Here is a 25,410-nt window from a genome sequence, read left to right on the forward strand (position 1 = left end):
ACTCTGCCGATGCTTTCCCCGATATTCGGGCGGGGAGCAACTGCTCGGGAGGGGAGCGCGAAAGAGTGGACCGCGCCGGCGCGCGCCGACCCGGTCCTCCTCTCCCCCCTCGGCTCGGTCGGCTCACACGAAGTGGAAGCCGGTATCGGTCTTGAGCAGATGCGCCATGTCGAGCCCCTCGAGCAGCACCGAGCTGCCCGAGTCGATCGTCACCATCACGCCGTCGTGATCCTGCGTCACCGTCGCGACCTTGCCGCCCTTGAGCAGCCCGGCGAGATCGAGCGTGTCGCCCGCGCCGAAGTCGGTGATCGTGGCGTGGCCGGCCTTGGTGAAGACGAACTTGTCGTTGCCGCCGCCGCCGGTGAGGATGTCGTCGCCGCCCATGCCGTTGAGCACGTTGTTGCCGCTGTTGCCGATCAGCGTGTTGGCCTGGCTGTTGCCGGTGGCGTTGATGTTGGCGGTGCCGGTCAGCGCCAGCGTCTCGACGAACGTGCCCGCCAGATTGTAGCTCACCGAGGCGTAGACGGTGTCGTTGCCCTGTGCCTTGCCTTGCAGCTCGATCACCTTGTCGCCGACATTGTCGACATAATAGATGTCGTCGCCGGCGCCGCCGGTCATCACGTCGGCACCGCCGCGCCCGTCGAGCACGTTGTTGCCGGCGTTGCCGAACAGCGAGTCGGCGCCGTCGCTCCCGAAGCCCGAGAGATCGGCCTTGCCGGTCAGGCGCAGCGTCTCGACGTTGGTGCCCGCCAGGTCGAAATTGACCGAGGCGTAGACGGTGTCATTGCCCTCGCCGGCATTCTCGACGACGCGGTCACCGAGGTGATCGACGTAATAGGTGTCGTTGCCGAAACCGCCGACCATCAGGTCGGCGCCCGCCTTGCCGTCGAGCACGTTGTTGCCCGCATTGCCGTACAGCGCGTTGTCCTGGCTGTTGCCGGTGGCGGTGAGATCGGCGGTGCCGGTGAGGTGGAGCGACTCGACGAAGGTGCCGGCGAGGTTGTAGCTCACCGAGGCGTAGATCGTGTCGTTGCCCTCGTACTGCGCCTCGATCACCTTGTCGCCGACGTTGTCGACGTAATAGGTGTCGTCGCCGAGCCCGCCCGCCATCGTGTCGGCGCCGGCGCGGCCGTCGATCACGTTGTTGCCGTCATTGCCGGTGATCTTGTCCGCGCCCGCGCTGCCATAGGCCTTCAGGTCGGCGGTGCCGGTGAGGCGCAGCGCCTCGACGTTGAGCCCGGCCATGTCGAAGTCGATCGACGCCTCGACCGTGTCATAGCCCTCGCCGGCTTTCTCGATCACCTTGTCGCCGACATTGTCGACACGGTAGGTGTCGTCGCCCGTGCCGCCGGTCATCTTGTCGGCGCCGGTGCCGCCGTCGAGCAGGTCGTTGCCCGCGCCGCCGTTGAGCACGTCATCGCCGGCGCGGCCGTGCAGGAAATCGTTGCCCGCGCCGCCCGAGAGCGTGTCGTTGCCGGCATGGCCGATCAGCATGTCGACGCCGCTGCCGCCGCTGCGGTTCACCACCGTCGTGTCGTTGGCGAAGGGGTCGATGCCCTGGCCGAAGATCGCCTGGAACACCTTGCCCGCGTTCGGATATTGACCGTCGGAGAGGCGGCCCTTGAAGTCGGCGTTCGAGTTCCAGTAGTTCTGGTAGGTGATGTTGTGGTCCTCGAACCACTGCGCCGCCATCTCGATGAAGGCGCCCGACGTGTCCGAATTGACGCCCCACTCACCGATCGCGGTAGGCTTGCCGTGTGCGTCGGCGAAATCCTGCTGCCACTGCAGGCCGTAGGGCTGGTTGACGAAATAGTTGAATGCCGCGACCGGGTCCTTCGGATCCCACTGCGTGTTATAGTAGAAGTCGAGGCCGATCACGTCGACATACTTGTCGCCCGGGTAGACCGAGGCGACATCCATGCCCTGGCTGCCGATGTTGGGCGTCCACTCGAACACGAACTTGTCCGACACCGAGCGGAAGGTGTCGACGAACTGCTGGAACGCGCCGACATAGGCCTTCTCGTGGCCGTTGGCGGACCAGGGGAACCAGCCGTTGCCGTTCATCTCCCAGCCGAGCCGGATATGAATCTTGTCGTCGTCGCCGGCGATCGCGGCCATGTCCTTGGCAAGCGTGCGATAGTTGTTGTTGTACTGGCCCTTGGCGGCGTTCTCCAGGGTCGCGCCCCAGGGGATCAGGCCGATCGACCATTTGATGTCGACGTCGGCGCCGGCGACCTGCTGCGCGATCCACTTCGGGGATTCGTTGAAGTCCCACCAGCTGCCGAAGCCGCCGACCAGCTGGATCGCGTCGAGGTGGCTGTTGAGCCACGCCGCGTTCTGCGTGACCGAGTTCATGCTATTGTCGATGTAAACGGAGTTCTGCATTGTCGTCGCCCAATCCAGAGGTGATCTGATGGAGCGGCTATTACGGGACGAGCATGGAAAGCTTCGTCACCGAACGAGGTTAAGTGCAGATTACTGGTAAACGAGCGTCAATGTTTGCGGCTCTGCTTGATGACACTAGCGAAATGGTTGGTGTTGATCCAGGTGGCAGATTGCCCAGCCCGGCGATGCGACCCAAGCCGAGCTACCGCGCCGGCAAGGCGAACTATGCCGCGAGCGCGCGGTGTGCGCGCTAGCCCTCGCCGCTCGCGTGACCAGGACCGTATGACCGACCTCACCATCCTCTACGAGCACCCGCAGTGGTTTCGCCCGCTGTTCGCCGCGCTCGATCGTCGCGGCATCGGCTATGATGCGGTGCACGCCGACGGCTTCGCCTTCGATCCCGCCGGTCCGGCACCCTCGTCGCTGGTGTTCAACCGGATCGCGATGTCGAGCTTCCTGCGCGCGGCCGAGCACCCGATCTTCCACGCCGCCGCGGCGCTGGCGCACTGGGAGTCGCGCGGCGCGCGCGTGCTGAACGGCGCCGCCGCGCTGGCGATCGACTCGTCCAAGGCGCGCCAGCTCTCGCTGATCGCCGGGCTCGGGCTCGCCATTCCCGCCACGCGCGTCGTCCACCGCGCCGCCGACCTGCCCGCCGCCGCGGCGGCGCTGCGCTTCCCGATCGTGGTCAAGGCGAACATCGGCGGCTCGGGCGCGGGGATCGCGCGCTACGACGACGCCGCCGCGCTCGCCGCCGCGGTGGCGGAGGGCAGCGTGCCCGACAGCATCGACCGCGTGCTGCTCGCGCAGGAATATGCGCCGACTCGCGGCGGCACGATCACGCGCGTAGAGACGCTCGGCGGGCGTTATCTCTACGCCATCGCGGTGGAGGGCGGGGGCAGCTTCGACCTGTGCCCCGCCGACGCCTGCGCCGTGCCCGGACGCCCGAGCGTGACGATGACGCGCGTCGAGCCCGACGCCGCGACGATCGCCGCGGCCGAGGCGATCGTGCAGCAGGCGGGCATCGACGTCGGCGGGGTCGAGCTGCTGGTCGACGACCGCGACGGGACGCCGCGCTTCTACGACATCAACGCGCTCTCCAACTTCGTCGCCGACCCCCTCGCCGTACTGGGCTGGGACCCGCACGAGCGGCTGGTCGACTGGCTGGCCGAGCGACTGCTAGAGGCACGCGCGTGAGATACGGCTATTGGACCCCCGTCTTCGGCGGCTGGCTGCGCAACGTCCCCGACGAGGGCATGGCCGCGAGCTGGGAATACACGCGCGATCTCACCCGGAACGCCGAACGCTGGGGCTATGACCTCACCCTGATCGCCGAGCTCAACCTCAACGACATCAAGGGCATCGACCAACCCGCGCTCGACGCCTGGTCGACCGCCGCCGCGCTCGCCGCGGTGACCGAGACGATCGAGCTGATGGTGGCCGTCCGCCCTAATTTCCACCATCCGGCGCTGTTCGCCAAGGCGGCGGCGAACATCGATCGGATCGCGGGCGGGCGGCTCGCGCTCAACGTCGTGTCGAGCTGGTGGGCCGACGAGGCGCGGCAATACGGCCTCCAGTTCGACGAGCACGACGATCGCTACGCGCGCACCAGCGAGTGGCTGCGCGTGGTCGACGGGCTGTGGACCGAGGACCGCTTCAGCTTCGCGGGCGACTTCTACCGCACCGAGGAGGCGATCTGCGCGCCCAAGCCGGTCAAGCGCCCGACCGTCTATGCCGGCGGCGAGAGCGAGAAGGCCAAGGCCATGATCGCGGCGCAGTGCGACGCCTATGTCATGCACGGCGACCCCGCCGCCGCGATCGCGCCCAAGATCGCGGACATGCGCGCGCGTCGCGAGGCCGCGGGCGGCGCGCCGATTCAGTACGGCATGGCGGCCTATGCGATCGTGCGCGACAGCGAGGCCGAGGCGAAGCGCGAGCTGGAGCGGATCACCACCGTCGCCGAGCTGCCCGCGGGCTACGCCAATTTCGACCAGTGGCTGTCGGGCACGCAGCTGGAACGCGAGCTCAAGTTGCAGGAATATGCCGTCTCCAACCGCGGGCTGCGTCCCCATCTGGTCGGCACGCCCGAGCAGCTCAGGGAGCGGATCGCCGAATATGAGGCCGCCGGGCTCGACCTGCTGCTGCTCCAGATGAGCCCGCAGGCGGAGGAGATGGAGCGCTTCGCCGCGCAGGTGATGGGGGCGGCATGATCGCGCTGGAGCGCGTGTCCAAGACCTTTCCCGACGGCACGCTCGCACTCGACGACGTGACGCTCGAAGTGCCGCGCGGCTCGGTCTACGGCGTGATCGGTCGCTCGGGCGCGGGCAAGTCGACGCTGCTGCGCCTGCTCAACGGGCTGGAGCGCGCGAGCGCGGGCGAGGTGCGCGTCGACGGCGCCGCGCTGTCGACGCTCGACGCCGCGGGACTGCGCGCGCTGCGCCGGCGGGTGGGCATGATCTTCCAGTCGTTCGGGCTGCTCGGCAATCGCACCGTCGCGGGCAATGTCGCGCTGCCGCTCGCGCTCGCCGGCGTGCCCCGCGCCGAGCGGGACGCGCGCGTCGCCGAGCTGCTCGCGCGCGTCGGGCTGGCGGACAAGGCCGGCGTGTACCCGGCGCGGCTCTCGGGCGGGCAGCGCCAGCGCGTCGGCATCGCGCGCGCGCTCGCCACCCGGCCCGACATCCTGCTGTGCGACGAGGCGACCAGCGCGCTCGATCCGGAGACGACTCGCTCGGTGCTCGCGCTGCTGGGCGAGCTCAACCGCGAGCTGGGGCTGACGATCGTGCTGATCACGCACGAGCTCTCGGTCGTGCGCGCGATCTGCGACCATGTCGCGGTGATCGACCGCGGGCGGGTGGTGGAGAGCGGCGCGACCGAGGCGGTGCTCGGCGACGCGCGCCACGCCGCCACGCTGGCGCTGCTGGGCGAGGCGGCGTGAGCGGCTGGTTCGGCAACGTGGTGTGGGGCGATATCGCGGTCGCCGCGCGCGACACTTTGGTGATGCTCGGCGCCTCGCTCGCGCTGACGATCCTGCTCGGCGTGCCGCTCGGCGTGCTGCTGTTCCTCACCGATCGCGGCCAGCTCGCCGAGCGGCGCTGGCTCAACCGCGCCGCGGGCGTGGTGGTCAACGTGCTGCGCTCGATTCCCTTCGTCATCCTGCTGATCGTGATGATCCCGCTGACGCTGCTGCTGGTCGGCACCTCGCTCGGCGTCGCCGGCGCGATCCCGCCGCTGGTGGTGGGCGCTGCGCCCTTCTACGCGCGGCTGGTCGAGCAGGCGCTGCGCGAGATCCCGCGCGCCACGATCGAGGCGGCGCAGGCGATGGGCGCGACTCGCTGGCAGATCGTCACGCGCGCGCTGCTGCCGGAGGCGTTGCCCGGGCTCGTCTCGGGCGCGACGGTCACCGCGGTGGCGCTGGTCTCGTTCACCGCGATGGCGGGCGTGGTCGGCGCCGGTGGGCTCGGCGACCTCGCGATCCGCTATGGCTACCAGCGCTTCCAGACCGATGTGATGCTCGTCACCGTCGCCTTGCTGGTGGCGCTGGTGCAGCTTCTCCAATGGGGCGGCGACGCGCTGGCGCGCCGGCTCGACCACCGCTGAGGACCGACATGATCCACCGCCGCCTGCTGCTCGCCACGCTCCCCGCGCTGCTGCTCGCCGCCTGCGGCGGGGGCGGGAATGGGGGCAAGAGCGACGGCGCGACGCTCACCGTCGCCGCGACCGCGGTGCCGCACGCCGAGATCCTCGCGCAGGTGAAGCCGGTGCTGGCGAAGGAGGGCGTCAACCTCGAGGTGCGGGTGTTCAACGACTACGTCCAGCCCAACCTCCAGGTCGACCAGGGCCAGATCGACGTCAATTACTTCGAGACCAAGCCCTATCTCGACCAGTTCAACCGCGAGCGCGGGACCAAGCTGGTGCCGATCGCGGGCGTCCATGTCGAGCCGCTCGGCGCCTATTCGCGCCGCTGGAAGACGCTGGCGCAGCTGCCGCAGGGCGCCAGCGTGGCGATCCCCAACGAGCCGAGCAACGGCGGGCGCGCGCTCCAGCTGCTGCAGAAGGCGGGGCTGATCCGGCTCAGGAACCCGGCCGACCCGCTCGCCACTATCCGCGACGTCGCCAGCAACCCCAAGGGGCTGCAGTTCCGCGAGCTGGAGGCGGCGACGCTGCCGCGCGTGCTGGGCGAGGTGGATCTGGCGCTGATCAATACCAATTACGCGCTCGACGCCAAGCTCGACCCGGTGCGCGACGCGCTCGCGATCGAGGACAAGGACTCGCCCTACGTCAACTTCCTGGTCGGGCGGCCCGGCAGTGCCGACGACCCGCGCGTGCGCAAGCTCGTGGCGGCGCTTCGCAGCCCGGCGACGAAGGCGTTCATCGAGCGGACCTATAAAGGCGCGGTGCTGCCGGCGTTCTGAGTGGATCGGTTCGCCCCGTCACACCACCGTCATTCCCGCGAAGGCGGGAATCCAGACAGATGGGAGGCGCGGCTCATGCGCGTCTGCGCGTCTGGATCCCCGCCTCCGCGAGGATGACGGCGGGGGCGGGAGACGACCGCTCCATCGACCGGAAACCCCATTCTCGTGCGGGGGACCCCGCCACGCCCTCAGATCACGTCGCCGGCGTAGAACAGGATGCCGATGCTGCTCGCCAGCAGGAAGGCGAGATAGATCAGCCCGCCGCGGATCTTCACGCCCGACTTGCCGAAGGTCTGGTCACCGTGGTCGTCGTGCCGCATGGTCGCTCTCCCGCGCTGGATCGGCTTCGTAACTCGCTGAAAGCGCTAACGATCCGTTCGGAACGCGGCGAGCCGCAGCAGCAGGTAGCCGGCCGCGCCCGAGAGCAGCGAGCCCGCCAGCACGCCCAGCTTGGCCTCGGCCTGGAGCAAAGGCGCGTCGGCGAAGGCGAGCAAGGTGATGAAGATGCTCATCGTGAACCCGATCCCGCACAGCAGAGCGACGCCGAGCAGCTGCGTCCAGCCGGCGTGCGCTGGCAGCTCGGTCCAGCGCAGCCGCACCGCCAGGGCGGCGAAGCCGAACACGCCCGCCACCTTGCCGAGCAGCAATCCCGCGGCCACCCCCAGCGTCACCGGCGCGGCGAGCGCGCCGGGCGGCAGGCCGAGCACCGGCACCGCGGCGTTGGCGAGCGCGAACAGCGGCAGGATGACGAATGCGACCGGCGTGTGCAGCCAGTGCTCCAGCCGGCAGAGCGGGCTGCCCTCGCGCCCGTCCTGCGCGGGGATGGTGAAGGCCAGCATAACCCCGGCGAGCGTCGCGTGGACGCCCGAGCGCAGCACCAGCCACCACAGCAAGACGCCGAGCAGCAGATACGGTGTGAGCCGAGTCACGCCCGCGCGGTTGAGTAAGGCCAGCACGACCAGCACCGCGCCCGCGCCGGCGAGATAGGGCAGCGCCAGCGCGCCGGTGTAGAACAGCGCGATGATCACCACCGCGCCGAGATCGTCGATGATCGCCAGCGCGGCGAGGAAGACGCGCAGCGAGGCGGGGACGCGATCCCCGAGCAGCGCGATGACGCCGAGCGCGAAGGCGATGTCGGTCGCCGCGGGAATCGCCCAGCCCTTCGTGGCGCCGCCGCGGTTGATCGCGAGGTAGAGCAGCGCGGGCGCCGCCATGCCGCCCGCCGCGGCGATCCCGGGCAGCAGCCGGCGCGGCCAGGAAGCGAGCTGGCCGTGCAGCGTCTCGCGCTTGATCTCGAGCCCGACGAGCAGGAAGAACACCGCCATCAGCGCGTCGTTGATCCAGGCTTCCAGCGCGAGCGGCCCGACGTCGCCGTGGAGGAGCGCGGCATAGCCGGGTCCGAGCGGCGAGTTGGCGAGCAGCAGCGCGAGCAGGGCGGCGGCGATCAGCACCGCGCCGCCGGCGGCCTGACCGGTGAGGAAGCGGCGCAGCGCGCTTGCGCGCGACCGGGGCGGATGGTTAGGCTGGGTGATGGCGCGGGCTCCGGGCAGGCGTCGACGCGCTGGCGGCCCGACCAGCGCGAGAACCTGCCCGTGCGCCGTGGCGGCGCGGACACCCGCGCCGGTTATCGCATCGGGTACCGCCGGGGGCAAGGGTGGGCCGTGCTCCGGCGGACGTCGGACTCCAGGGTCACGAGCGGAACGCCTGTGGCCCTGGGCTTATGGATGCGCAGGCGTACGCCTGACGTTGCCGTCGAGTAGGGCCGAGCGTCACCAGGCGCATCGCTCTCTTCTTGCGTCGTTCCGTGGTCCGGGATCCACCTGGCCGCGCGCTTTCCGGTCGAGATGCTCGCGGAACGGTGGATCCTGATACGAGCTCAGGATGACGGCGGTAGAGCTGGTCGGCTCGGCGAAGCGTGCCGCCCCGCTCAGGCGATCGCGGACACCGGCGGCTTTCCCTCCAGCCAGGCGTCGAGATTGGCGAGCACCAGCGCCTCCATCGCAGCGCGTGCCTCGCGCGTCGCGCTGCCCTGATGTGGTGCCAGCACCACCTGCGGCAGCGCGCGCAGCGCCGCGGGCACGCGCGGCTCGTCGGCGAAGACGTCGAGCCCCGCGCCCGCGATCACGCCGCGCTCCAGCGCGCTCACCAGCGCCGCTTCGTCGACCAGGCTGCCGCGCGCGACGTTGACCAGCACGCCGTCCGCGCCGAGCGCGTCCAGCACCGCGGCGTCGACCGCGCGCTCGGTCGCGGCGCCGCCCGGCGCGGCGAGGATCAACACGTCGCTCGCCGCCGCCAACGCGGCGATGTCGGGCAGCCGCTGATAGGGCACCTCCTTGGCGGAGCGCGCGCAATAGCCGATCCAGCCGGCGAACGGCGCGGCGCGCGTCGCGATCGCGCGGCCGATCTGCCCCAGGCCGAAGATGCCGACGCGCCGCCCCGTCGCGCGTCGCGCCAGCGGCACGCCCCAGCCGCCGTCGCGCACCGAGCGGTCGTTCGCCACCACCGCGCGCTCGAGTGCCAGCCACAGAGCCAGGGCGAGATCGGCGACGTCGTCGGTCAGCACCTCGGGGGTGGTGGTGACGCGCACGCCGCGCGCGCGCGCCGCGTCGAGGTCGACCCCGTCGTGGCCGACACCGTGGATGGCGACGATCTCGAGCGCGGGCAGCCGGTCGCAGTCGGTCGCGCCCCAGCGCAACGATCCGCCGCCGACGACGGCACGCGTTGTCGCCGGCGCGGTGCCGCGGTGGAGGGTGAAGCGCTCGGCCAGCGCGGCCTCGAGCGTGGCGGACTGGGGTTGGGCGAGGAAGAGGTCGGGTCTGGCCATGGGTCGGCGATAGACGGGATCGCTCGCCGCCGCACCGTGTTCCTGCGCACGCAGGACGTTTGGGGGCAGAGCGATGCGCTCGTTTCTCTGGGCTCCTGCGGGCGCAGGAGCGCGCTACCGGTCCGAACAGGCCGGCGGTATCTTTGCCGCCGCTGTAGCGCTAACGCGATTGGCCCATGATCTCCGCTCTCTACCGTGACCCAGCCGAGCTGCCCGCGCCGCTGCGCTTCCTCGCCGGAGGCGGGCGCGCGACCGAGCTGATCCTCGCGCGCGACTGGACCGATCACCCGCTCGGCACGCCAGCCGACTGGCCCGAGGCGCTCAAGGCGACGCTGAGCACCGTGCTCAACTCGCCCGAGTCGATGATCCTGTGCTGGGGCGCGGAGGAGCTCACCTTCTTCTTCAACGAGACCTATTTCCCGCTGCTCGGGCCGCGCGTGGCCTGGGCGATGGGAGCGCCGTTCCGTACGGTCTGGGCGGATGCGTGGGCGCAGGCCAAGCCGATCATCGACGACGCCTTCGCCGGGCGCAGCCAGCGCTTCACCGACCTGCCGTGGAAGCTCGATACCGACCGCGGCCAGGCCGACACCTGGTTCACCTTCTCCTACTCGCGCGTGCTCGACTCGAACGGGGCGGTGGCGGGCCTGTTCATCTTCACCAACGAGACCACCGAGCGCGTGCTGAGCGACGCCGCGCTGCGCCAGAGCGAGGAGCGGCTGCGGCTGGTGATCGAGGGCGCGCGCGACCATGTGATCTTCACCACCGACGCGGGCGGGGTGATCACCAGCTGGTCGGCGGGGGCGGAGGCGGTACTCGGCTGGACGCCGGAGGAAGCGGTGGGTCAGCCCGCGGCGATGATCTTCACGCCCGAGGACCGCGCCGCCGGCGCCGACGTGCGCGAGATCACCGGCGCCGCGCGCGACGGCTGTGCGCCCGACGAGCGCTGGCACCTGCGTCGCGACGGCACGCGGGTGTTCCTAAACGGCTCGGTCCACCCGCTGCCTGCCGACGCGCAGGGGCAGGAGCGCGGTTTCATCAAGATCGCGCGCGACGAGACCGCGCGCTGGCAGGCGCAGCAGGAGCTCGAGCGGCTCAACGCCACGCTCGAGCAGGAGGTCGCGGCGCGCACCGCCGACCGCAACCGGCTGTGGCAATTGTCGTCGGACATCATGCTTGTCGCCGGCTTCGACGGCACGATCGAGGCGGTCAACCCGGCGTGGACGCGGGTGTTGGGCTGGGCTGAGTTCGAGCTGCTCGGCCGTCCGATCTTCGCCTTCGTTCATCCCGACGACCTCGACGAGACGCGCGCCGCGGCGGCGGGGATCGGTGCCGGACAGGTGTTCGCGCGCTTCGACAACCGCTACCGCCACCGCGACGGCAGCTACCGCGACCTGGTCTGGGCGGCGGGGCCGGGCGACGGCAAGATCATCGCGGTCGGCCGCGACGCCACCGAGGAGAAGGCACAGACCGCCGCGCTGGCGCTCGCCGAGGGGCAGCTGCGCCAGGCGCAGAAGATGGAGGCGGTGGGCCAGCTCACCGGCGGGCTGGCGCACGATTTCAACAATCTGCTGACCGGCGTCATGGGCAATCTGGAGCTGGTGCAGGCGCGGCTGGCGCGCGGGCGGCACGACGATCTCGAGCGGTTCGTTCTCGCCGCGCAGGGCGCCAGCCGCCGCGCCGCGTCGCTGACCCAGCGGCTGCTGGCGTTCTCGCGCCGGCAGACGCTCGATCCGCGCCCGACCGACGTCAACCGGCTGATCGCGGGTATGGAGGAGCTGCTGCAGCGCTCGATTGGCCCGACCAGCGCGATCGAGGTGATCGCCGCCCCCGGGCTGTGGACCGCGATGATCGACGCGACCCAGCTGGAAAGCGCGATCCTCAACCTCGCCATCAACGCGCGCGACGCCATGCCCGAGGCCGGCCGGGTGACGATCGCGACCGCCAATCGCTGGATCGACGAGTCGGACGCGCGCGAACTCGAGCTGGAGCCCGGGCCCTATCTCAGCGTCGCGGTGAGCGACACCGGCACCGGCATGGCGCCCGAGACGGTGGAGCGCGCCTTCGAGCCGTTCTTCACCACCAAGCCGATCGGCCAGGGGACGGGGTTGGGGCTGTCGATGATCTACGGCTTCGCGCGCCAGTCGGGCGGGCAGGTGCGGATCGATTCGACGCCGGGCGCGGGCACGATGATCACCATCTACCTGCCGCGCCATGCCGGCGCTGCGCTCGGCGGTGACGAGGAAGGGGTGGGTCATTCCGCGCCGGCGGCGCGCGGTGCGACGGTGCTGGTCGTCGACGACGAGACCACCATCCGCCACCTGATCGACGAGGTGCTCGAGGAGGCGGGCTATACCGTGATCGGGGCGGCCGACGGCGCGGCCGGGCTGAAGGTACTCGGCTCGGACGCGCCGATCGACCTGCTGATCACCGACGTCGGACTTCCCGGCGGGCTCAACGGCCGCCAGGTGGCGGACGCCGCGCGCGCGCTGCGCCCCGGGCTGAAGGTGCTGTTCGTGACGGGCTATGCCGAGAATGTCGCGGTGGGCGGCGGGCATCTCGAGCCCGGCATGGAGCTGCTGACCAAGCCCTTCACGATGCACGCGCTCACCGCCAAGGTGGCGGAGATGCTGGGGGCGACGGGCTGAGCATCCGACGCGGCGCGCCGGCCGGCCGCTCGCTCATATCGGGTAGCGACGCGGCGGGCGCGGGGTTGATCCGCGGCGCGACAGGCGTAAGGGCGACGGGATCGCGCGCTCCCGCGCGACTCGGAGAAACGCGCACCGATGCCCCGATCTAGTCCCTTGTCCGACGACGGAGACAGTCGAAGCTTCCGCTTCGCCGTCACCGCACGTCAGCGCACGGGTCCGTCGGTGGCTCGCGAGGTCGGCACGCGCTGACCTGAGCCGACCGCCGCCGGGTCCCGTCACCGGAACCCCGATGGAGGTCGCCATGACCCGATATGACCCGCGTGCCGTCGTGCGCGCGCCTGAGTTCGACCTGTTTCCCCCTGATGGCCAGCGTGCTCCGGCGCGCGCTGAATCCCAGGGCTGCGAGCATGATCCCTGCGGCCCTGAAGCCCGGCGTTCGCCGGAGCACGGCCGCGTCGGGATCGATCCAGCATCCGCCGCGCTCGGCAAGCACGAGCGCCTGCTCGCCCTTCGCGCCGCGGCGCGCGGGCGCGCGATCCGCGCGGCACTCGCCGCCGCGCCGCTCCACCGCGCGCGGCTGCTGCGCGCGATGGTGGCGGCGCACCGCCGCGCCGCCTGACGCGACCGCCCGATGCTGTCCCGCCCGTTCGGCCGCGCCGCGACGCCGCCGGGAGCGCGTCGCGTCGCGCTCGGCTGGCCCGATCTCGCGCTCTTCGCGCTGCTCGCGGGGCTCGGCGCCGCGGTGGCCGCGGGCGCGCACGACGCGGTCGAGCCGCTCCGGCGGCTCCAGCTCGAGCCGATCACGCTCGACCCGCGCGCTTTGCCCTATTACGCGCTGCTCACCACGCTGCGGCTGTTCGCCGCGCTCGCGGCCTCGCTGGTGTTCAGCGTGGTGGTCGCCACCGCCGCGGCCAAGAGTCGCCGCGCCGAGCTGGTGATCGTCCCCGCGCTCGACATCCTCCAGTCGGTGCCGGTGCTGGGCTTCCTCACCTTCACCGTCACCGCCTTCATGGGGCTGTTCCCGGGCAGCCGGCTCGGGGTCGAGTGCGCGGCGATCTTCGCGATTTTCACCAGCCAGGCGTGGAACATCGCGCTGAGCCTCTACCAGTCGCTGCGCCAGGTGCCCGACGACCTCGCCGAGGTGGCGCGGGGCTTCGGCCTGTCGCCGCTACGCCGGCTGCTGCGGGTCGAGCTGCCCTTCGCCGCGCCGGGGCTGGTGTGGAACGCGATGCTGTCGATGTCGGGCGGGTGGTTCTTCGTCGTCGCGTCGGAGGCGATCAGCGTCGGGCGAACGCAGGTGATGCTGCCGGGCGTCGGCTCGTGGCTGGGGCTGGCGATCGAGCGGCGCGATCTCGGCGCGGTGGCGCTGGCGGTGGCGACCATGGCGGCGGTGATCCTGCTCTACGACCAGCTCGTGTTCCGCCCCGCGATCGCCTGGGCCGATCGCTTCCGCGTCGAGCAGACCGCGAGCGTGGCGCCGCCGCGCTCCTGGCTGTTCGAGCTGTTGCGGCGCGCGCGGCTGCTTCCCGCGCTGGTGAAGCCGTGGCGCGCCTTGGCGGGGGCGGTGCTGCTGCTCGATCCCGCGCCGCGCGCTGAAGCCCAGCACCGCACGTTCGGCGCGCGCGAGGACGCGGAGAAGCGAGCGGCGCGGTCGCAGCGGATCTGGCAGGTGGCGGTGGCGCTCGCCGCCTCAGGCGCGGCGCTGCTCGCCGCGCGCTACCTGGCGGCGCGGCTGAGCCTGGACGACGCGCTGCTGGTGCTGCGGCTCGCCTTCTACACGCTGGTGCGCGTGGCGGTCCTGATCGTCGCGGCGAGCCTCGTCTGGGTGCCGATCGGCGTGTGGATCGGGCTGCGCCCCCGCTGGACCGCGCGCGCGCAGCCGTTGGCGCAGTTCCTCGCGGCCTTCCCCGCCAACGTGCTGTTCCCGGTCGCGGTGGTGCTGATCGTGCGCTGGCACGCGAACCCGGACATATGGCTGACCCCGCTGATCGGGCTCGGCACGCAATGGTATATCCTGTTCAACGTCATCGCCGGTGCCAGCGCGATCCCGAGCGACCTGCGCGAGGCGGCGCGGCTGTTCGGCCTCAGGGGCTGGGCATGGTGGCGGCGACTGATCCTGCCCGCGATCTTCCCGTATTACGTCACCGGCGCGCTGACCGCGAGCGGTGGCTCGTGGAACGCCAGCATCGTCGCCGAGGCGGTGAGCTGGGGTCACACGCGGCTGACCGCGGCGGGGCTGGGCAGCTATATCGCCGAGCGCACCGCGGCGGGGGACGAGGCGCGCGTGCTGCTCGGCATTCTGGTGATGTCCGCGCTGGTGATCGCGATCAACCGGGCGCTGTTCCGCCCGCTCTACCGGCTGGCCGAGCGCCGGCTGCGGCTGTCGTGAAGGAGGCGCGCATGGCGCAGCAACATCTACCGCTCGTCACCGTCGAGGCGCTGAGCCATCGCTATGGCGGGAGCGAGGGGCCGCCGATCCTCGACCAGGTCGCGCTGACGGTGCACGAGCGCGAGGTGGTGGCGCTGCTCGGCCGCTCGGGCTCGGGCAAGTCGACGCTGCTGCGCTCGATCGCCGGCCTGGTGACGCCCGACGCGGGGACGCTGCGCTTCACCCCCGGCGCGGACGGGCGCGCGCGCTCGGTGGCGATGGTGTTCCAGTCCTTCGCGCTGATGCCGTGGCTGACCGTGCTGCAGAACGTCGAGCTCGGGCTCGAGGCCAAGAAGGTGCCAGCGGCCGAGCGGCGCCGGCGCGCGCTGGCGGCGATCGACCTGATCGGGCTCGACGGCTTCGAGAACGCCTTCCCGCGCGAGCTCTCCGGAGGCATGCGCCAGCGTGTCGGGCTGGCGCGCGCTCTGGTGGTGGAGCCGTCGCTGCTGCTGATGGACGAGCCCTTCTCCGCGCTCGACGTGCTCACCGCCGAGACGCTGCGCAGCGACCTGATCGAATGGTGGGGCGACGGGCGGCTCGGCATCGCCGCGGTGCTGATCGTCACGCACAATATCGAGGAGGCGGTGCTGATGAGCGACCGCGTGCTGGTGCTCTCCTCCAATCCCGGTCGCATCGTCGCCGAGTTCCGCGTCGACCTGCCGCAGCCGCGAGACCGGCTCGACCCGTCGTTCCGCGATCTGGTCGAGCGGATCTACGCGCAGATGACCCAGCGCGCCGCGCCCGCGGAGGAGGAGCCGCACGCGCCGGTGCCGGCGCTCGGCCGTCCGCTCGCGCCGGTCTCGGTCACCGCGCTCGCCGGGCTGATCGAGGAGGTGGAGGCGGCGCCGTTCGACGGGCGGGCGCCGCTCGCGGACCTCGGCGACACGCTCCAGCTCGAGGTCGACGAGCTGTTCCCGATCGTCGAGACGCTCCAGCAGCTCGGCTTCGTCGCGCTGGCGGAGGGCGAGGTAGCGCTCACCGCGGCGGGCGCGGGGTTCGCGCAGGAGGACGTCGACCAGCGCAAGGCGATGTTCCGTGCGGCGCTGCTCGGTCACGTGCCGCTCGCGGGCGCGATCCGCGCCGCGCTCGACTCGCGCGCCGGCCACCAGGCGCCGGCGCGGCTGTTCCGCGAGGAGCTGGGGGAGGCGCTCTCGCCCGATTTCGCCGAGGACACGCTGCGCGCGGTGACCGAATGGGGGCGCTACGCCGAGCTGTTCGCCTATGACGAGGCGGGCGACCTGTTCACGCTCGACGATCCGGGCTGAGCCGCGGCGCATAGCCGGACTTGGCGGGCGGCAAGATAAGCCACGCCCTCGCGCGACAGGGCCGCGCGCCGCCTTCCTATGAGACGCTGACGTGCCGCGCCGCGCGTCAAAGGGATAGCAGCGTCGCGGCCTCGTCGAGGGTCCGATCATGCCGTCCGTCTCTTCCCGCCTGTCCGTCGCCGCCGCGCTCGCGGCCGCCGTCTCCAGCCCGGCATCCGCGCAGCAGACCGCCGACGCTTCCGTCGCGGCAGCGGACGTCGTGGTCACCGGCACGCGCGACCCGAACGTGACCGCGCGGCAGAGCGCGAGCCCGATCACGATCGTGTCGGACGCGGCGCTGCGCTCGACCGGGCTGCCCGACCTGCGCGACTCACTGGTGCAGCTGGTGCCGTCGCTGTCGCGCCCGCTGCACGGGCTCGATCAGGCCTCGCTGGTCGACTCGATCAGCCTGCGCGGGCTCACCGCGGACCAGACCTTGGTGCTGGTCAACGGCAAGCGCCGCCACCCGACCGCGGCGGTGGTGCTCGATCCCGGCCCGCAGCAGGGCACCGCGCCCGTCGACCTCGACCTGCTCCCCGCCGCGGCGATCGCGCGCGTGGAAGTGCTCGAGGACGGTGCCGCCGCGCAATATGGCTCGGACGCGATCGCGGGGGTAATCAACCTGATCCTCCGCGACGACACCGCCACCGAGGCGCGCGCGCTGGCGGGGCGAACCTATGCCGGCGACGGGGCTTCGGGCACGCTGTCGGCCGGTGCGGGCGTGGCGCTCGGCGCGGGCGGGCGCGCGCGCTGGACCGCCGAGCTGGTCCATCGCGACCGCACCGATCGCCAAGGTCGCGACACGCGTACCGGGCTGTACGACAATCCCGCGATCGGCGCGCCGCGCACCGAGCGGGCCGCGCTCGCGCTCGACGCCGACTTCCGGCTCGGCGCGGCGACGCTGTACGGCGACGCCAGTTGGGCGCGCCGCGACGCGGGACGGCTCGCCTTCCGCCGGCTGGGCGACGTGCTCCCCGCGCTCTACCCGCACGGCTTCCAGCCCGAGGAGACGATCGCCGAGCAGGACGCCGCCGCCACGATCGGCGCACGCGGCGGCGCGCGCGACGGCTGGCACTGGGATCTCAGCACGACCTACGGCAGCGACCGGATCGGCCTGGGGCTGCGCGACACCGGCAACCTCGGGCTCTACGCCGCGACCGGGGCGACGCCGACCGCGGTGGCGATCGGGCGCTATCGGCTGGGGCAATGGACCAGCACGCTCGACCTGCGTCGGCCGATCGCGCTGGCCTGGCTCGCCGCGCCGCTCCATCTCGCGCTGGGCGGGGAATATCGCCGCGAGAGCTATGCGATCGATCCGGGCGAGCCTGCGGCCTACGTGCTCGGCGGGACGCAGGGCTATCAGGGGCTCTCGCCCGACAATCGCACGCGCGCCGATCGCTCTGTCGCCGCGGGCTATGCTGATCTGGCGCTGCCGCTCGCGCGCGCGTGGCGGCTCGACGCGGCGGGGCGCTACGAACATTACAGCGACGCGGGCGAGACGCTGACGGGCAAGCTGGCGACGCGGCTCGAGCTCACGGACGCGATCGCGCTGCGTGCCAGCGCAGGGACCGGCTTCCGCGCGCCGACGCTGGCGCAGTCGCACTTCAGCAGCATCGTCGTCTCGCCCAGCTATGCCAACGCGCAGGTGGCGGTCACTTCGGCGGCGGCGCGCGCGCTCGGCGCCGCGCCGCTGCGCCCGGAGCGCTCGACTCACGTCGGGGCCGGCGCAGTGGCGCACCTGCTCGACTCGCTCGACCTGACGCTCGACGGTTATCAGATCATCGTGCGCGATCGCATCGTCACCGGTGGCGCCTATACCGGCCGGACCGCGCTCGACGCGCTCGCCTTGCAGGGGGTGACGCTGCCCGCCGGTCTGGCGCCGGAGAGCACCGCGGTGCAATATTACGCCAACGGCGTGCGCACGCGGACGCGCGGCCTCGATCTGACGTTGCGCTACCGCGCGGCGCTGGCGGACGGCGCGACGCTCGACGCCGACCTGGCCGCGACCGCGGGGCGCACCGCGGTGACGCGTGTCGGGCGCGACGAGCTCGGCCGCGCGCTGCTCGACGCGCAGGGTATCGGCTATCTCACCACGGCCTATCCCGCGTCGCGCGTCATCGCCGGCGGCGCGGTGGCGACGTCGCGCTGGGACGTCACGCTGCACGAGCTCCGCTACGGCGCGGCGCGCTCGCAGCTGACCTTCTACGCCGGCCCGGACGCCTTCTCGACCGAGCGCTTCCGCGATTTCACCAGCGCGGCGCGCTGGGTGACGAACGTCGAGCTCGGCCTGCGCCTCGCCGGTTCGCTCCACGCCGCCATCGGGGCGAGCAACCTGTTCGACGCCTACCCGTCGTCGTTGCTCGCGGCGAACTCGTACATCGGCGCGATGCGCTACGACTTGGCGAGCCAGCAGCTCGGGCAGGACGGCGGCTTCTACTACCTGCGCCTGCGGCTGGGCGCGTGAGCGACGTGCCTCACTTCAGCAGCGCGTCGACCGCCTTGGCATAGATCAGCGCGAGCTTGCCCTGGCCGCCCGCGCCGTTGGGGCCGCCGTCGGTGGGGTGGAGCCCGTCCTTGTAGAGCGTCTTGTCGAGCGGCGCGGTGTCGGGGCCCATCACGGGATCGGCGGCGAAGTCGATCACGGCGTCGATCTCATGCCCGACCGCGGCGCGGAGCTCGGCGTTGACGATCTGGCGCCGCTCGTTGTGGACGCTGGTATATCGGGGCTGGTCGGGCATGTTGATCGGCAGCAGCGTCCCCACCGCCACCGTCACGCCCGCGGCCTTGAAGCGCGCGGTGTAGCGGAACAACTGCTCCAGCCAGGCGCGCGCACCGCCGGCGGCCTGAAGGTCGTTGGCGCCGATCAGCACGGTGAGCAGGCGCGGGTGGAGCGCCAGGTCGGCGTCGGCGCGAGCCTCCAGGTCGTTGACGCCCGAGCCGCCGACCGCCTTGCCGTAGAAGGTCACCTTGGGATGCGACGCGGCGTAGAGGCCGGTGTGACTGCCACCCCAGAAGACGGAGATCGAGTCGCCCTCGGACAGCACGCCGCTGCCGCTCGCCGCCGGCGTGGCAGCGGGGCTCGGCGTGGCGGCGGCCGGGGACTCGGCGACCGCCGCCGAGACCGGCATCGCGCTGGGCGACGCGCTCGAGGCGGGGGAGGGGGCGGGCGCGGGGACGGCGACCGGTGTGGCCGCCGCGACCACCGCGACCGGTGCCGCGAGCGAGGCGGCCGCGGCGCTGCCACCGCCGCCGCCACACGCCGAGAGCGACGCGAAGGCGATCAGCGACGCGACGCGGGTGAGGGTTTGGGGGCGCCGCAGCGGTCGGGTGGCAGCGGCCGGCGACATCGACGCGATCGTCATGGGGAAGCTCTCTCCTGCGCCGCGCCGCGGCCATCGGACGCGTGGTTACCGGCTCATGGTTGACAAGAGGTAAATAGTTCCGGTCGCTCCCGACCCGATACCGCCACGATGAGGCGCGACATCACTGTCCAGAAGTGGAGCAGATTGTACATTAAAGCAAATGTAAGCCGCGTCGTGCCAGGGTCGGCGGGGTGATAGGGATCGGTCGGGCCGGTGGACGGGATCGCTCGTGATTCCCTCATCCATGTTGGCGACTGCGGCGAGTGGGGGCGGAAACTTGGCGAGAGGTGACGGGGCGCCCGGCGCACCGATGGGACATATTGCACCGCTCGACGGCATTCGCGCCTGCGCGGTGGCGATCGTGATGCTGTCGCACGCCGGGCTCGAGCGGATCGTCCCGGGCGGGCTGGGGGTCTCCGCCTTCTTCTTCCTGTCCGGTTACCTCATCACCACGCTGATGCGGGTCGAGCAGACGCGCACCCAGGCGGTGAGCCTGCGCGGGTTCTACGCGCGGCGGGTCCTGCGGATCGTGCCGCCGATGTGGATCACGCTCGGCCTCGGGCTGCTGCTGGTGCTCGCCGGCGTGCTGCCGGCGAGCGGAGGCAACGGGCTCGATGGGCGCGGTCTGGCGGCGCAGTTCCTCTTCCTCAACAATTATACCGACAGCTTCGGGCTGAGCGGCGCGGTGCCGGGCATGCCGGTCTGGTCGCTGGCGGTGGAGGAACATTATTACCTCGCCTTCCCGCTGCTGTACGTCGCGGTGCTGCGGCGCCTGCCGAACGCGCGCGCGGCGCAGCTGTGCCTTGCGCTGTGCGTGCTGGTGCTGCTGGTGCGGGGCGCGCATGCGCTCGCCGGCGACCCGCTCGACCAGCTCTATTACTGGTCGCACACGCGCGTCGACAGCATCCTCGCCGGCTCGTGCCTCGCGCTCCACCGCAACCCGGTGCTCGACGGCACCGCGGCGTGGCGGCCGCGGCGGCGCGAGATCGTGCTGGCGGCGGCGCTGCTGCTCGCCACGCTGGCGATCCGCAACGAGCTGTTTCGCCAGACGGTACGCTACTCGCTCCAGTCGCTCTCCTTCTTCGTCCTGTTCGCGGCGGTGCTGCAGTCGCGCGGCCGGGTGGCGCGCTGGCTCTCCTCGGCGCCGATGAAGCTGGTCGGCGACTATTCGTACAGCCTGTACCTCTCGCATCTGCTGCTGCTGACGCTGGTGATGGCGCTGACCGGCACCGCGAGCCGCGGGGCGGCGGCGCTGATCGCCTACCCGCTCGCCTTCGTCTACGCCGCGGCGATGTACCGCTGGGTAGACCAGCCGTTGGCGCGGGTGCGGCGCTCGCTCCACCGCGGCGGCTACCGGCTGCGGCCGATGGCCGCGCGCACCGTGGTGGTGTGAGGGACGATCCTCCCCGCTGGCGGGGAGGAATCGATCGCTACACCGATCACTTCGCCTTCTTCGCCGCGCCCGCGGGCACCACCAGCTTGACCACGTCGTCGGGCGCGTCGTGGAGCTTGAGGTACAGCGCGCCCGCGACCGGGTGCGGCACCGCCAGTTCGCCGCCGACGAAGCCGAGCGGCACGGTCTGGGGCTTCTGGAAGCCGGCCTCGTCCGCCACCTGCGCGATCAGGAACAGCTCCTGGCCATGCAGCGTGCAGGCGGCACCGTCGCAGCGCAGATCGGTCACTTCGGGCAGCCGCACCACGCGCGCCAGCGGCTGCCAGTCGCCGACCAGCTCGCCCTGCACCAGCCGCATCTTGAGCGGCCCCGTCGCCGCCGCGCCGAGCGCCTCGCGCGGGGTGAGGCTGGCGACCGCGACGTCGCTGCCGATCAGCTGGAGCTTGCCCGACGCCACGCTGAGCTTGGCGCTGGCGCCGTCGTCGGCGGTGGCCACCTCGATCAGGTCGCCCGCGCTCAGCCGCGTGTTGACCGCGCGCGCCGAGAAGGTGAGCGTCGCCTCGGGCGCCAGCGCGAAGTCGGGCAGCTCGAGCGCGAGCCGGTCGGGCGCGGCCGGCGCGGCGACGCTGCGGCTGACCAGCTCGAGCCGCGGCCGCGGCGGCGTGATCGTGGCGCGCACCGCGGTGGTACGCCCGTCCTTGAGCGTCACCTTGGCGTCGCTCGTCCCGGTCGGCACCGTCTCGGTATTGGCGTCGGTGGTGAGCGCGAGCCGGTCGCCGCCGCCCATGTCGCGGGACAGCGCGCCGGCGGTAAAGGTCAGCCCCGCCACCTCGAGCGACGCGACCTGGTCGAGCCGCGCGCCGACCAGCCGCCCCTCCTTGTCGCCGGTGTAGAGCGTGAAGCCCTCCAGCCGGCTCGCCTCGCTCTGCCCCTTGAGCGTCAGTTGCGCCGGCGCGCTCTCGCCATAATGCGACACCAGGACGGTGAGATCGCCCGGGCGCGCGCGCTGGAGCGGCAGCGTCGCGCTGATCTCGTCGGGCGCGCCGGCCTTCCACTCGACCGGCTTGATCGTGCCCGAGCGGTCGCGCAGCGCGACCTGCTCGACGCAGGCGGCGGCGCCGCCGCGCAGCGTCAGCGGCGCGTCGCGGCCGACCACCACGGTGTCGTCGGGGCGCGGCTGCCACGCCGCCGGCGCGCCGTTCTGGAGCGGGAAGCGCGGGCCGGTAAAGCTGTCGAAGCCCCAGCTGCCGGTGAGCGTCGCCTCGCCGATCGTGCTCGCGCCCAGCTTCTGCGCGTCGGGGCCGACGACGAGCCCGCCGCGCTCGGCGTCGGCGGTGACCGGCAGCTCCACCGTCCTGCCGTCCGCCAGCGCGAGCCGCAGCGTCAGCGCGCGCGCGTAATCGGTCGCGAACACCAGAGGCGCGTCCTCGAGCGGCAGCACCAGGCCGGGTTTGGCGAGGCACACCGCGTCCTTGAGCGCGGCGCGCAGCGGCGGCGGGGCGGCGGCGCCGATCGGGGGCAGCGGCGCGACCAGCACCGACTTGGGGTTCTGGAACGACGGTGGGGTGTTGAGCTGGAGCCGCAGCCGCGTGTTCTGCCCGACCGCCAGCGCGGGGGCATATTGATAGTCGGCGCTCCGGAACACGCCGAACAGTCGCGCGAAGTCGCGTGCCAGCGAGATATAGGGGCTGAACTCGCCCGCGCCGCCCTCCTTGGTGGCGGCGAGGCTGTAGGCGAACTGCGTGGTGGTGCCGCCGATCACGTCGATCATCGAGGCCGCGCCGCCGCCGGTCTGGAGCACCATGCCGTCGCGGTTCTGCGTCAGGCACGAGGCCTGGAGCGCGCGGCTGCGCGCGAGGCAGTCGGCGTTGAGCTTGATCCCGAGCGAGCCCGCGAGCGCGGTGGAGACGGGGACGAGCCGCTCGGGCGCGCTCTCCTCGACGCGCGCGACGCCGTTGACGAAGGTCTCCAGCCGGGCGCGGTCGAGCGAGGCCTGGTAGAGGTCCTGCGCGGCGCGGACGAACACGCCGGGGCGGCCGCGCACCGCCTTGACCAAGGCGTTGTAGCCCCCGCCGGTCTCGGGCGCCATCAACGCGATCGCCTGCTGCGCGCCCTCGGGCACCTTGACGCTGAGCGTCGCCTTCTTGGGGTTCCACGTCTCGGCCTCGTAGAACCAGTTCTTGGGCGGCGGGTTGGTCGCGCCGCGCAGGAAGACGAGGACGAGCAGGTAGCGCGCGGCCTGGTCGGCGGGGAGGTCCGCCTTGAGCTCGAGTTGGTCGCCGACGCGCAAGGAGGGCACCTGGCCGATCGGCAGCGTCACCTTCTCGCGCGTCACCGCCATGGTCAGCGCCGGGCCGGCGAGGTCGAAGCTGTTGCCCTGCGCGCTCGCGGGGAGGGGCGACAGCACGAGCGAGGAGAGCGCCAGCAGCGCCAGCAAGCGTTGAAGAAGAAGCCGCATCACCCCTCGCTATAGCCCGACCGCGCGCGCCCGCGCCACCGCCGCCGTGGGTGGCGCGCGATCTGGGCGAGGATGCGGCGGCGCGGTGGGGATGGTGGGGCGGGGGCGCTCGGGCGGGCGCGAATGTTGAGCGATGTTGGAGCGAATGTTGCGAATGTTGAGTCGCTGGCGCGGTCGCGCGCGGGGGTGCCGCTTGGGTGGATCGGGGGCGCGGTAATGGCGGACACGGCACGTTTGTCGCAGGCTCGTCGCGTGTAGGACAGTTGGGATGTAGGGGGGGCGCCAAGCGGTTCGGCGTGGCCACACCGGCGCCCGCTTCGTGGTTGCCGCTAAGCCGAACGTCTAGTCGGGCTGGAAGACAATGTAATAAATCGTGTGATCGTCCTGCTGAACCATCGCCGTTACGACGCCGCCATAGTAATGCGGACCCGGTAGTGTGGCGATATCAACGATCGGAAGTACGGACGAAAAAACCGTCGTGACCGACTTCGGCGTTGCCAACACGATGGATCTGCTATTCGACGTCGCTGCGATGACGGATAGGCCAGCTGGCATATGGAAGTTGTTGCAAAACCTGTAAGTTTCTACGCCTACGCCCGCAAAGCAGGAGGGCTTTGGGCCTGAGAAGGTGGAAATTCCCTTATTGCGAAAACTGTTTTCACCTAGTTCGAATAATGTACCATCGTTAAGCGTAAAACCATAGGTGCTGACCGATAGGCGGTCAAGGTTGCAATTCAGATGTATCCTAAGTATCTTTGGCTGGCCATATATTTTTCTAAAATGGAATAAGTCTCTAATTTCTTTGTCTTTATCTCGTGACAAGATGTCCACGGTCGGCTGCGGGGTGGAGCACGTGCTGCGCGTGCTTTCATGAGAATAAATTGATACACCAGGCAGAATAACGCTAGTAAATAGCGCTAGCGCTATGGTAGAGCTAAACATTGATTATGCCCCTGTTTGCAAGTTCGGTGATTTACTTTCTGATGTTCTTTGAAGAAAAGTATATTGCATTTTTGTAGTCAAAACTTGATTTAAGACGATGGATCGGCAAAATGTGTTGAGCTTTCGTCGTACCCGTAATTTACAGTAGTCAAAGGGTCCAAGTCGATTTCTATTTCAATCGCTTTTTCAATTGAATTTGCGATTTTTTCATTGTTAGGGTAGGATCCGTACTGATCTTTAGTCCCGCTCTGCGACTGCCAGATATTCTCTGCTGTACCAGCTTCGGTATTATGGCTAAGGTCATGAAGAATAACGTACGCCATCGCCTTTTCGGTGTAAGACTGTTCTGTCCCGGCCGGCGCATACGATTGAAGTAGGTCGACGGCGAAGTGCGTCACGCCGTTCTCGTCCTTGCTGGCACCGCGACTCGTGCCATTCGGGTAAGGCGTTCCAGCGGGGTCAATCTGAAATCTGGCGTTTGACCAAAGCTTCTTCACCTCAGCGCCGGTGACGTTCTTCGTTGACCCGTCCGAAAGGTGCACCGAGAGGACCTTGTTGTCAGCCAGCTTTGACATACGACTATCGATGTTGTCTATCTGACCCTTGAAAGCGTCAATGATCCGCTTCTCGTCATCCGATGGGTGGTCGATCGCGACGGTCACGATGCGATCGGCTAAGCTCTGCGGAGGAGGGGAGGGTGTTGTCTCGGGCTCGCTGGTTGGTGCCGGCCGTTGCCCCTGTACGACGATATCGGGTGGTACTGAGGAACTCGTATCTGCGATAGGCGGAGGGTTCGCCGTATCCGGCGCCGGGCGTTGCCCTTCCACGACGACATCCGGTGGGGTCGACCCACCGCCACCGCCACCGCCACCGCCACCATTCAACGGACCAGGTTCGACCTCCTCCTTGGCGGTTCTCCACAGTGTGTTAGATCGGAGATGGTCCGGGTAAAGACTCGGCCCCTTCGTTCCCCCAAGGCCCAGAATGTTGGCATCGGAAGTAGAGGTGTTCGAGGCTTTTGTCTGCGGCTCATGGTCGGTGGCGGCCGGTGCCGGCGGTGGATCACGCAGCAACGCGGGACTATATAATCTGAAGCGCGATATCGTGTTCATGCTCATCTCCTTTTCGAGGAAGGCAAAAGGATCACGTGATCGAGCTTTTATCGTAGAGGGCTCCTGAGTGGGGCGGGCGCGACTTATCGCATCGTCGAGGCAGATCATCGACGCGAGCGCGTCCGTTGTTCGTTATGCGATACCA

19 protein-coding genes are annotated in these 25,410 nt (G+C 70.5%); 11 read left to right on the forward strand and 8 right to left on the reverse strand.

The annotated features are described in order from the left end of the window. Positions 1-123: 123 nt before the first annotated feature. Complete coding sequence (locus KZ820_RS22200) at positions 124-2,385, reverse strand: glycosyl hydrolase (protein ID WP_219748767.1); 2,262 nt, start codon at positions 2,383-2,385, stop codon at positions 124-126. Between the two features lie 282 nt (positions 2,386-2,667). Between KZ820_RS22200 and KZ820_RS11590 the strand changes: the two genes are divergently transcribed. From KZ820_RS11590 to KZ820_RS11610, 5 genes are read left to right on the forward strand one after another with little or no spacing between them, the layout of a single operon-like run. After that, the gene (locus KZ820_RS11590) at positions 2,668-3,579 is read left to right on the forward strand and encodes an ATP-grasp domain-containing protein (RefSeq protein WP_219748768.1); all 912 of its coding nucleotides are present in this window, start codon (positions 2,668-2,670) and stop codon (positions 3,577-3,579) included. Beyond that, complete coding sequence (locus KZ820_RS11595) at positions 3,576-4,592, forward strand: LLM class flavin-dependent oxidoreductase (protein WP_219748769.1); 1,017 nt, start codon at positions 3,576-3,578, stop codon at positions 4,590-4,592. Before KZ820_RS11590 ends, KZ820_RS11595 begins: the two co-directional genes overlap by 4 nt. Beyond that, a complete protein-coding gene (locus KZ820_RS11600) occupies positions 4,589-5,317 on the forward strand; it encodes a methionine ABC transporter ATP-binding protein (RefSeq protein ID WP_219748770.1) in 729 nt (242 codons plus the stop codon). Before KZ820_RS11595 ends, KZ820_RS11600 begins: the two co-directional genes overlap by 4 nt. Next, on the forward strand, positions 5,314-5,979 hold the full coding sequence (locus KZ820_RS11605) for a methionine ABC transporter permease (protein ID WP_219748771.1): 666 nt from the start codon (positions 5,314-5,316) through the stop codon (positions 5,977-5,979). The genes KZ820_RS11600 and KZ820_RS11605 overlap by 4 nt, the downstream gene beginning before the upstream one ends. 8 nt (positions 5,980-5,987) lie before the next feature. Then, the gene (locus KZ820_RS11610) at positions 5,988-6,794 is read left to right on the forward strand and encodes a MetQ/NlpA family ABC transporter substrate-binding protein (protein ID WP_258048102.1); all 807 of its coding nucleotides are present in this window, start codon (positions 5,988-5,990) and stop codon (positions 6,792-6,794) included. A gap of 188 nt (positions 6,795-6,982) precedes the next feature. Here KZ820_RS11610 and KZ820_RS21930 read toward each other — a convergent pair whose 3' ends face one another. The 3 genes from KZ820_RS21930 to KZ820_RS11620 form a co-directional block, all read right to left on the reverse strand. Further along, entirely contained in the window at positions 6,983-7,114 is a 132-nt protein-coding gene (locus KZ820_RS21930) for a hypothetical protein (protein ID WP_258048103.1), read from the reverse strand. Positions 7,115-7,159: 45 nt separating this feature from the next. Then, entirely contained in the window at positions 7,160-8,326 is a 1,167-nt protein-coding gene (gene nhaA, locus KZ820_RS11615; RefSeq protein ID WP_219748918.1) for a Na+/H+ antiporter NhaA, read from the reverse strand. A 395-nt stretch (positions 8,327-8,721) separates the two neighbouring features. Then, positions 8,722-9,618 (reverse strand): NAD(P)-dependent oxidoreductase, encoded by an 897-nt coding sequence (locus KZ820_RS11620; RefSeq protein WP_219748773.1) that lies wholly within the window; start codon positions 9,616-9,618, stop codon positions 8,722-8,724. A gap of 176 nt (positions 9,619-9,794) precedes the next feature. Between KZ820_RS11620 and KZ820_RS11625 the strand changes: the two genes are divergently transcribed. The 5 genes from KZ820_RS11625 to KZ820_RS11645 all read left to right on the forward strand — a co-directional run bounded on the left by KZ820_RS11625 (position 9,795) and on the right by KZ820_RS11645 (position 18,462). Beyond that, positions 9,795-12,263: a PAS domain S-box protein gene (locus tag KZ820_RS11625; RefSeq protein WP_219748774.1), complete on the forward strand. Its 2,469-nt coding sequence runs from the start codon at positions 9,795-9,797 to the stop codon at positions 12,261-12,263. A gap of 304 nt (positions 12,264-12,567) precedes the next feature. Next, entirely contained in the window at positions 12,568-12,885 is a 318-nt protein-coding gene (locus tag KZ820_RS11630) for a hypothetical protein (RefSeq protein WP_219748775.1), read from the forward strand. 12 nt (positions 12,886-12,897) lie between these two features. Next, the gene (locus tag KZ820_RS11635; protein ID WP_219748776.1) at positions 12,898-14,655 is read left to right on the forward strand and encodes an ABC transporter permease; all 1,758 of its coding nucleotides are present in this window, start codon (positions 12,898-12,900) and stop codon (positions 14,653-14,655) included. An 11-nt stretch (positions 14,656-14,666) separates the two neighbouring features. Continuing rightward, entirely contained in the window at positions 14,667-15,959 is a 1,293-nt protein-coding gene (locus KZ820_RS11640) for an ABC transporter ATP-binding protein (protein ID WP_219748777.1), read from the forward strand. A 148-nt stretch (positions 15,960-16,107) separates the two neighbouring features. Continuing rightward, entirely contained in the window at positions 16,108-18,462 is a 2,355-nt protein-coding gene (locus KZ820_RS11645; RefSeq protein ID WP_219748778.1) for a TonB-dependent receptor plug domain-containing protein, read from the forward strand. Between the two features lie 10 nt (positions 18,463-18,472). On the opposite strand, the gene KZ820_RS11650 is transcribed toward KZ820_RS11645, so the two are convergent. Then, positions 18,473-19,360, reverse strand: coding sequence for an SGNH/GDSL hydrolase family protein (locus KZ820_RS11650; protein WP_219748779.1), 888 nt, complete (start codon positions 19,358-19,360; stop codon positions 18,473-18,475). A gap of 310 nt (positions 19,361-19,670) precedes the next feature. On the opposite strand from KZ820_RS11650, the gene KZ820_RS11655 reads away from it, so the two are divergent. Continuing rightward, entirely contained in the window at positions 19,671-20,753 is a 1,083-nt protein-coding gene (locus KZ820_RS11655; RefSeq protein WP_219748780.1) for an acyltransferase family protein, read from the forward strand. Between the two features lie 46 nt (positions 20,754-20,799). Here KZ820_RS11655 and KZ820_RS11660 read toward each other — a convergent pair whose 3' ends face one another. The 3 genes from KZ820_RS11660 to KZ820_RS11670 all read right to left on the reverse strand — a co-directional run bounded on the left by KZ820_RS11660 (position 20,800) and on the right by KZ820_RS11670 (position 25,265). Further along, entirely contained in the window at positions 20,800-23,211 is a 2,412-nt protein-coding gene (locus KZ820_RS11660) for a hypothetical protein (RefSeq protein ID WP_219748781.1), read from the reverse strand. 342 nt (positions 23,212-23,553) lie between these two features. Beyond that, positions 23,554-24,042, reverse strand: a complete 489-nt coding sequence (locus tag KZ820_RS11665) for a hypothetical protein (protein WP_219748782.1) — start codon at positions 24,040-24,042, stop codon at positions 23,554-23,556. A 200-nt stretch (positions 24,043-24,242) separates the two neighbouring features. Continuing rightward, positions 24,243-25,265, reverse strand: a complete 1,023-nt coding sequence (locus KZ820_RS11670) for a hypothetical protein (protein WP_219748783.1) — start codon at positions 25,263-25,265, stop codon at positions 24,243-24,245. Between the last annotated feature and the right edge of the window lie 145 nt (positions 25,266-25,410).

The organism is Sphingomonas citri (assembly GCF_019429485.1).
Classification (GTDB): Bacteria; Pseudomonadota; Alphaproteobacteria; order Sphingomonadales; family Sphingomonadaceae; genus Sphingomonas; species Sphingomonas citri.

What these genes read in the sequence shown, in the direction of transcription:
- KZ820_RS11670 (WP_219748783.1), bottom strand. Translation starts at nt 25,265, where the DNA reads ATGAACACGATATCGCGCTTCAGATTATATAGTCCCGCGTTGCTGCGT.
- KZ820_RS11600 (WP_219748770.1), top strand. Translation starts at nt 4,589, where the DNA reads ATGATCGCGCTGGAGCGCGTGTCCAAGACCTTTCCCGACGGCACGCTC.
- KZ820_RS11620 (WP_219748773.1), bottom strand. Translation starts at nt 9,618, where the DNA reads ATGGCCAGACCCGACCTCTTCCTCGCCCAACCCCAGTCCGCCACGCTC.
- KZ820_RS22200 (WP_219748767.1), bottom strand. Translation starts at nt 2,385, where the DNA reads ATGCAGAACTCCGTTTACATCGACAATAGCATGAACTCGGTCACGCAG.
- KZ820_RS11655 (WP_219748780.1), top strand. Translation starts at nt 19,671, where the DNA reads ATGGGACATATTGCACCGCTCGACGGCATTCGCGCCTGCGCGGTGGCG.
- KZ820_RS11645 (WP_219748778.1), top strand. Translation starts at nt 16,108, where the DNA reads ATGCCGTCCGTCTCTTCCCGCCTGTCCGTCGCCGCCGCGCTCGCGGCC.
- KZ820_RS11590 (WP_219748768.1), top strand. Translation starts at nt 2,668, where the DNA reads ATGACCGACCTCACCATCCTCTACGAGCACCCGCAGTGGTTTCGCCCG.
- KZ820_RS11640 (WP_219748777.1), top strand. Translation starts at nt 14,667, where the DNA reads ATGGCGCAGCAACATCTACCGCTCGTCACCGTCGAGGCGCTGAGCCAT.
- KZ820_RS11630 (WP_219748775.1), top strand. Translation starts at nt 12,568, where the DNA reads ATGACCCGATATGACCCGCGTGCCGTCGTGCGCGCGCCTGAGTTCGAC.
- KZ820_RS11635 (WP_219748776.1), top strand. Translation starts at nt 12,898, where the DNA reads ATGCTGTCCCGCCCGTTCGGCCGCGCCGCGACGCCGCCGGGAGCGCGT.
- KZ820_RS11660 (WP_219748781.1), bottom strand. Translation starts at nt 23,211, where the DNA reads ATGCGGCTTCTTCTTCAACGCTTGCTGGCGCTGCTGGCGCTCTCCTCG.
- KZ820_RS11650 (WP_219748779.1), bottom strand. Translation starts at nt 19,360, where the DNA reads ATGACGATCGCGTCGATGTCGCCGGCCGCTGCCACCCGACCGCTGCGG.
- KZ820_RS21930 (WP_258048103.1), bottom strand. Translation starts at nt 7,114, where the DNA reads ATGCGGCACGACGACCACGGTGACCAGACCTTCGGCAAGTCGGGCGTG.
- KZ820_RS11610 (WP_258048102.1), top strand. Translation starts at nt 5,988, where the DNA reads ATGATCCACCGCCGCCTGCTGCTCGCCACGCTCCCCGCGCTGCTGCTC.
- KZ820_RS11625 (WP_219748774.1), top strand. Translation starts at nt 9,795, where the DNA reads ATGATCTCCGCTCTCTACCGTGACCCAGCCGAGCTGCCCGCGCCGCTG.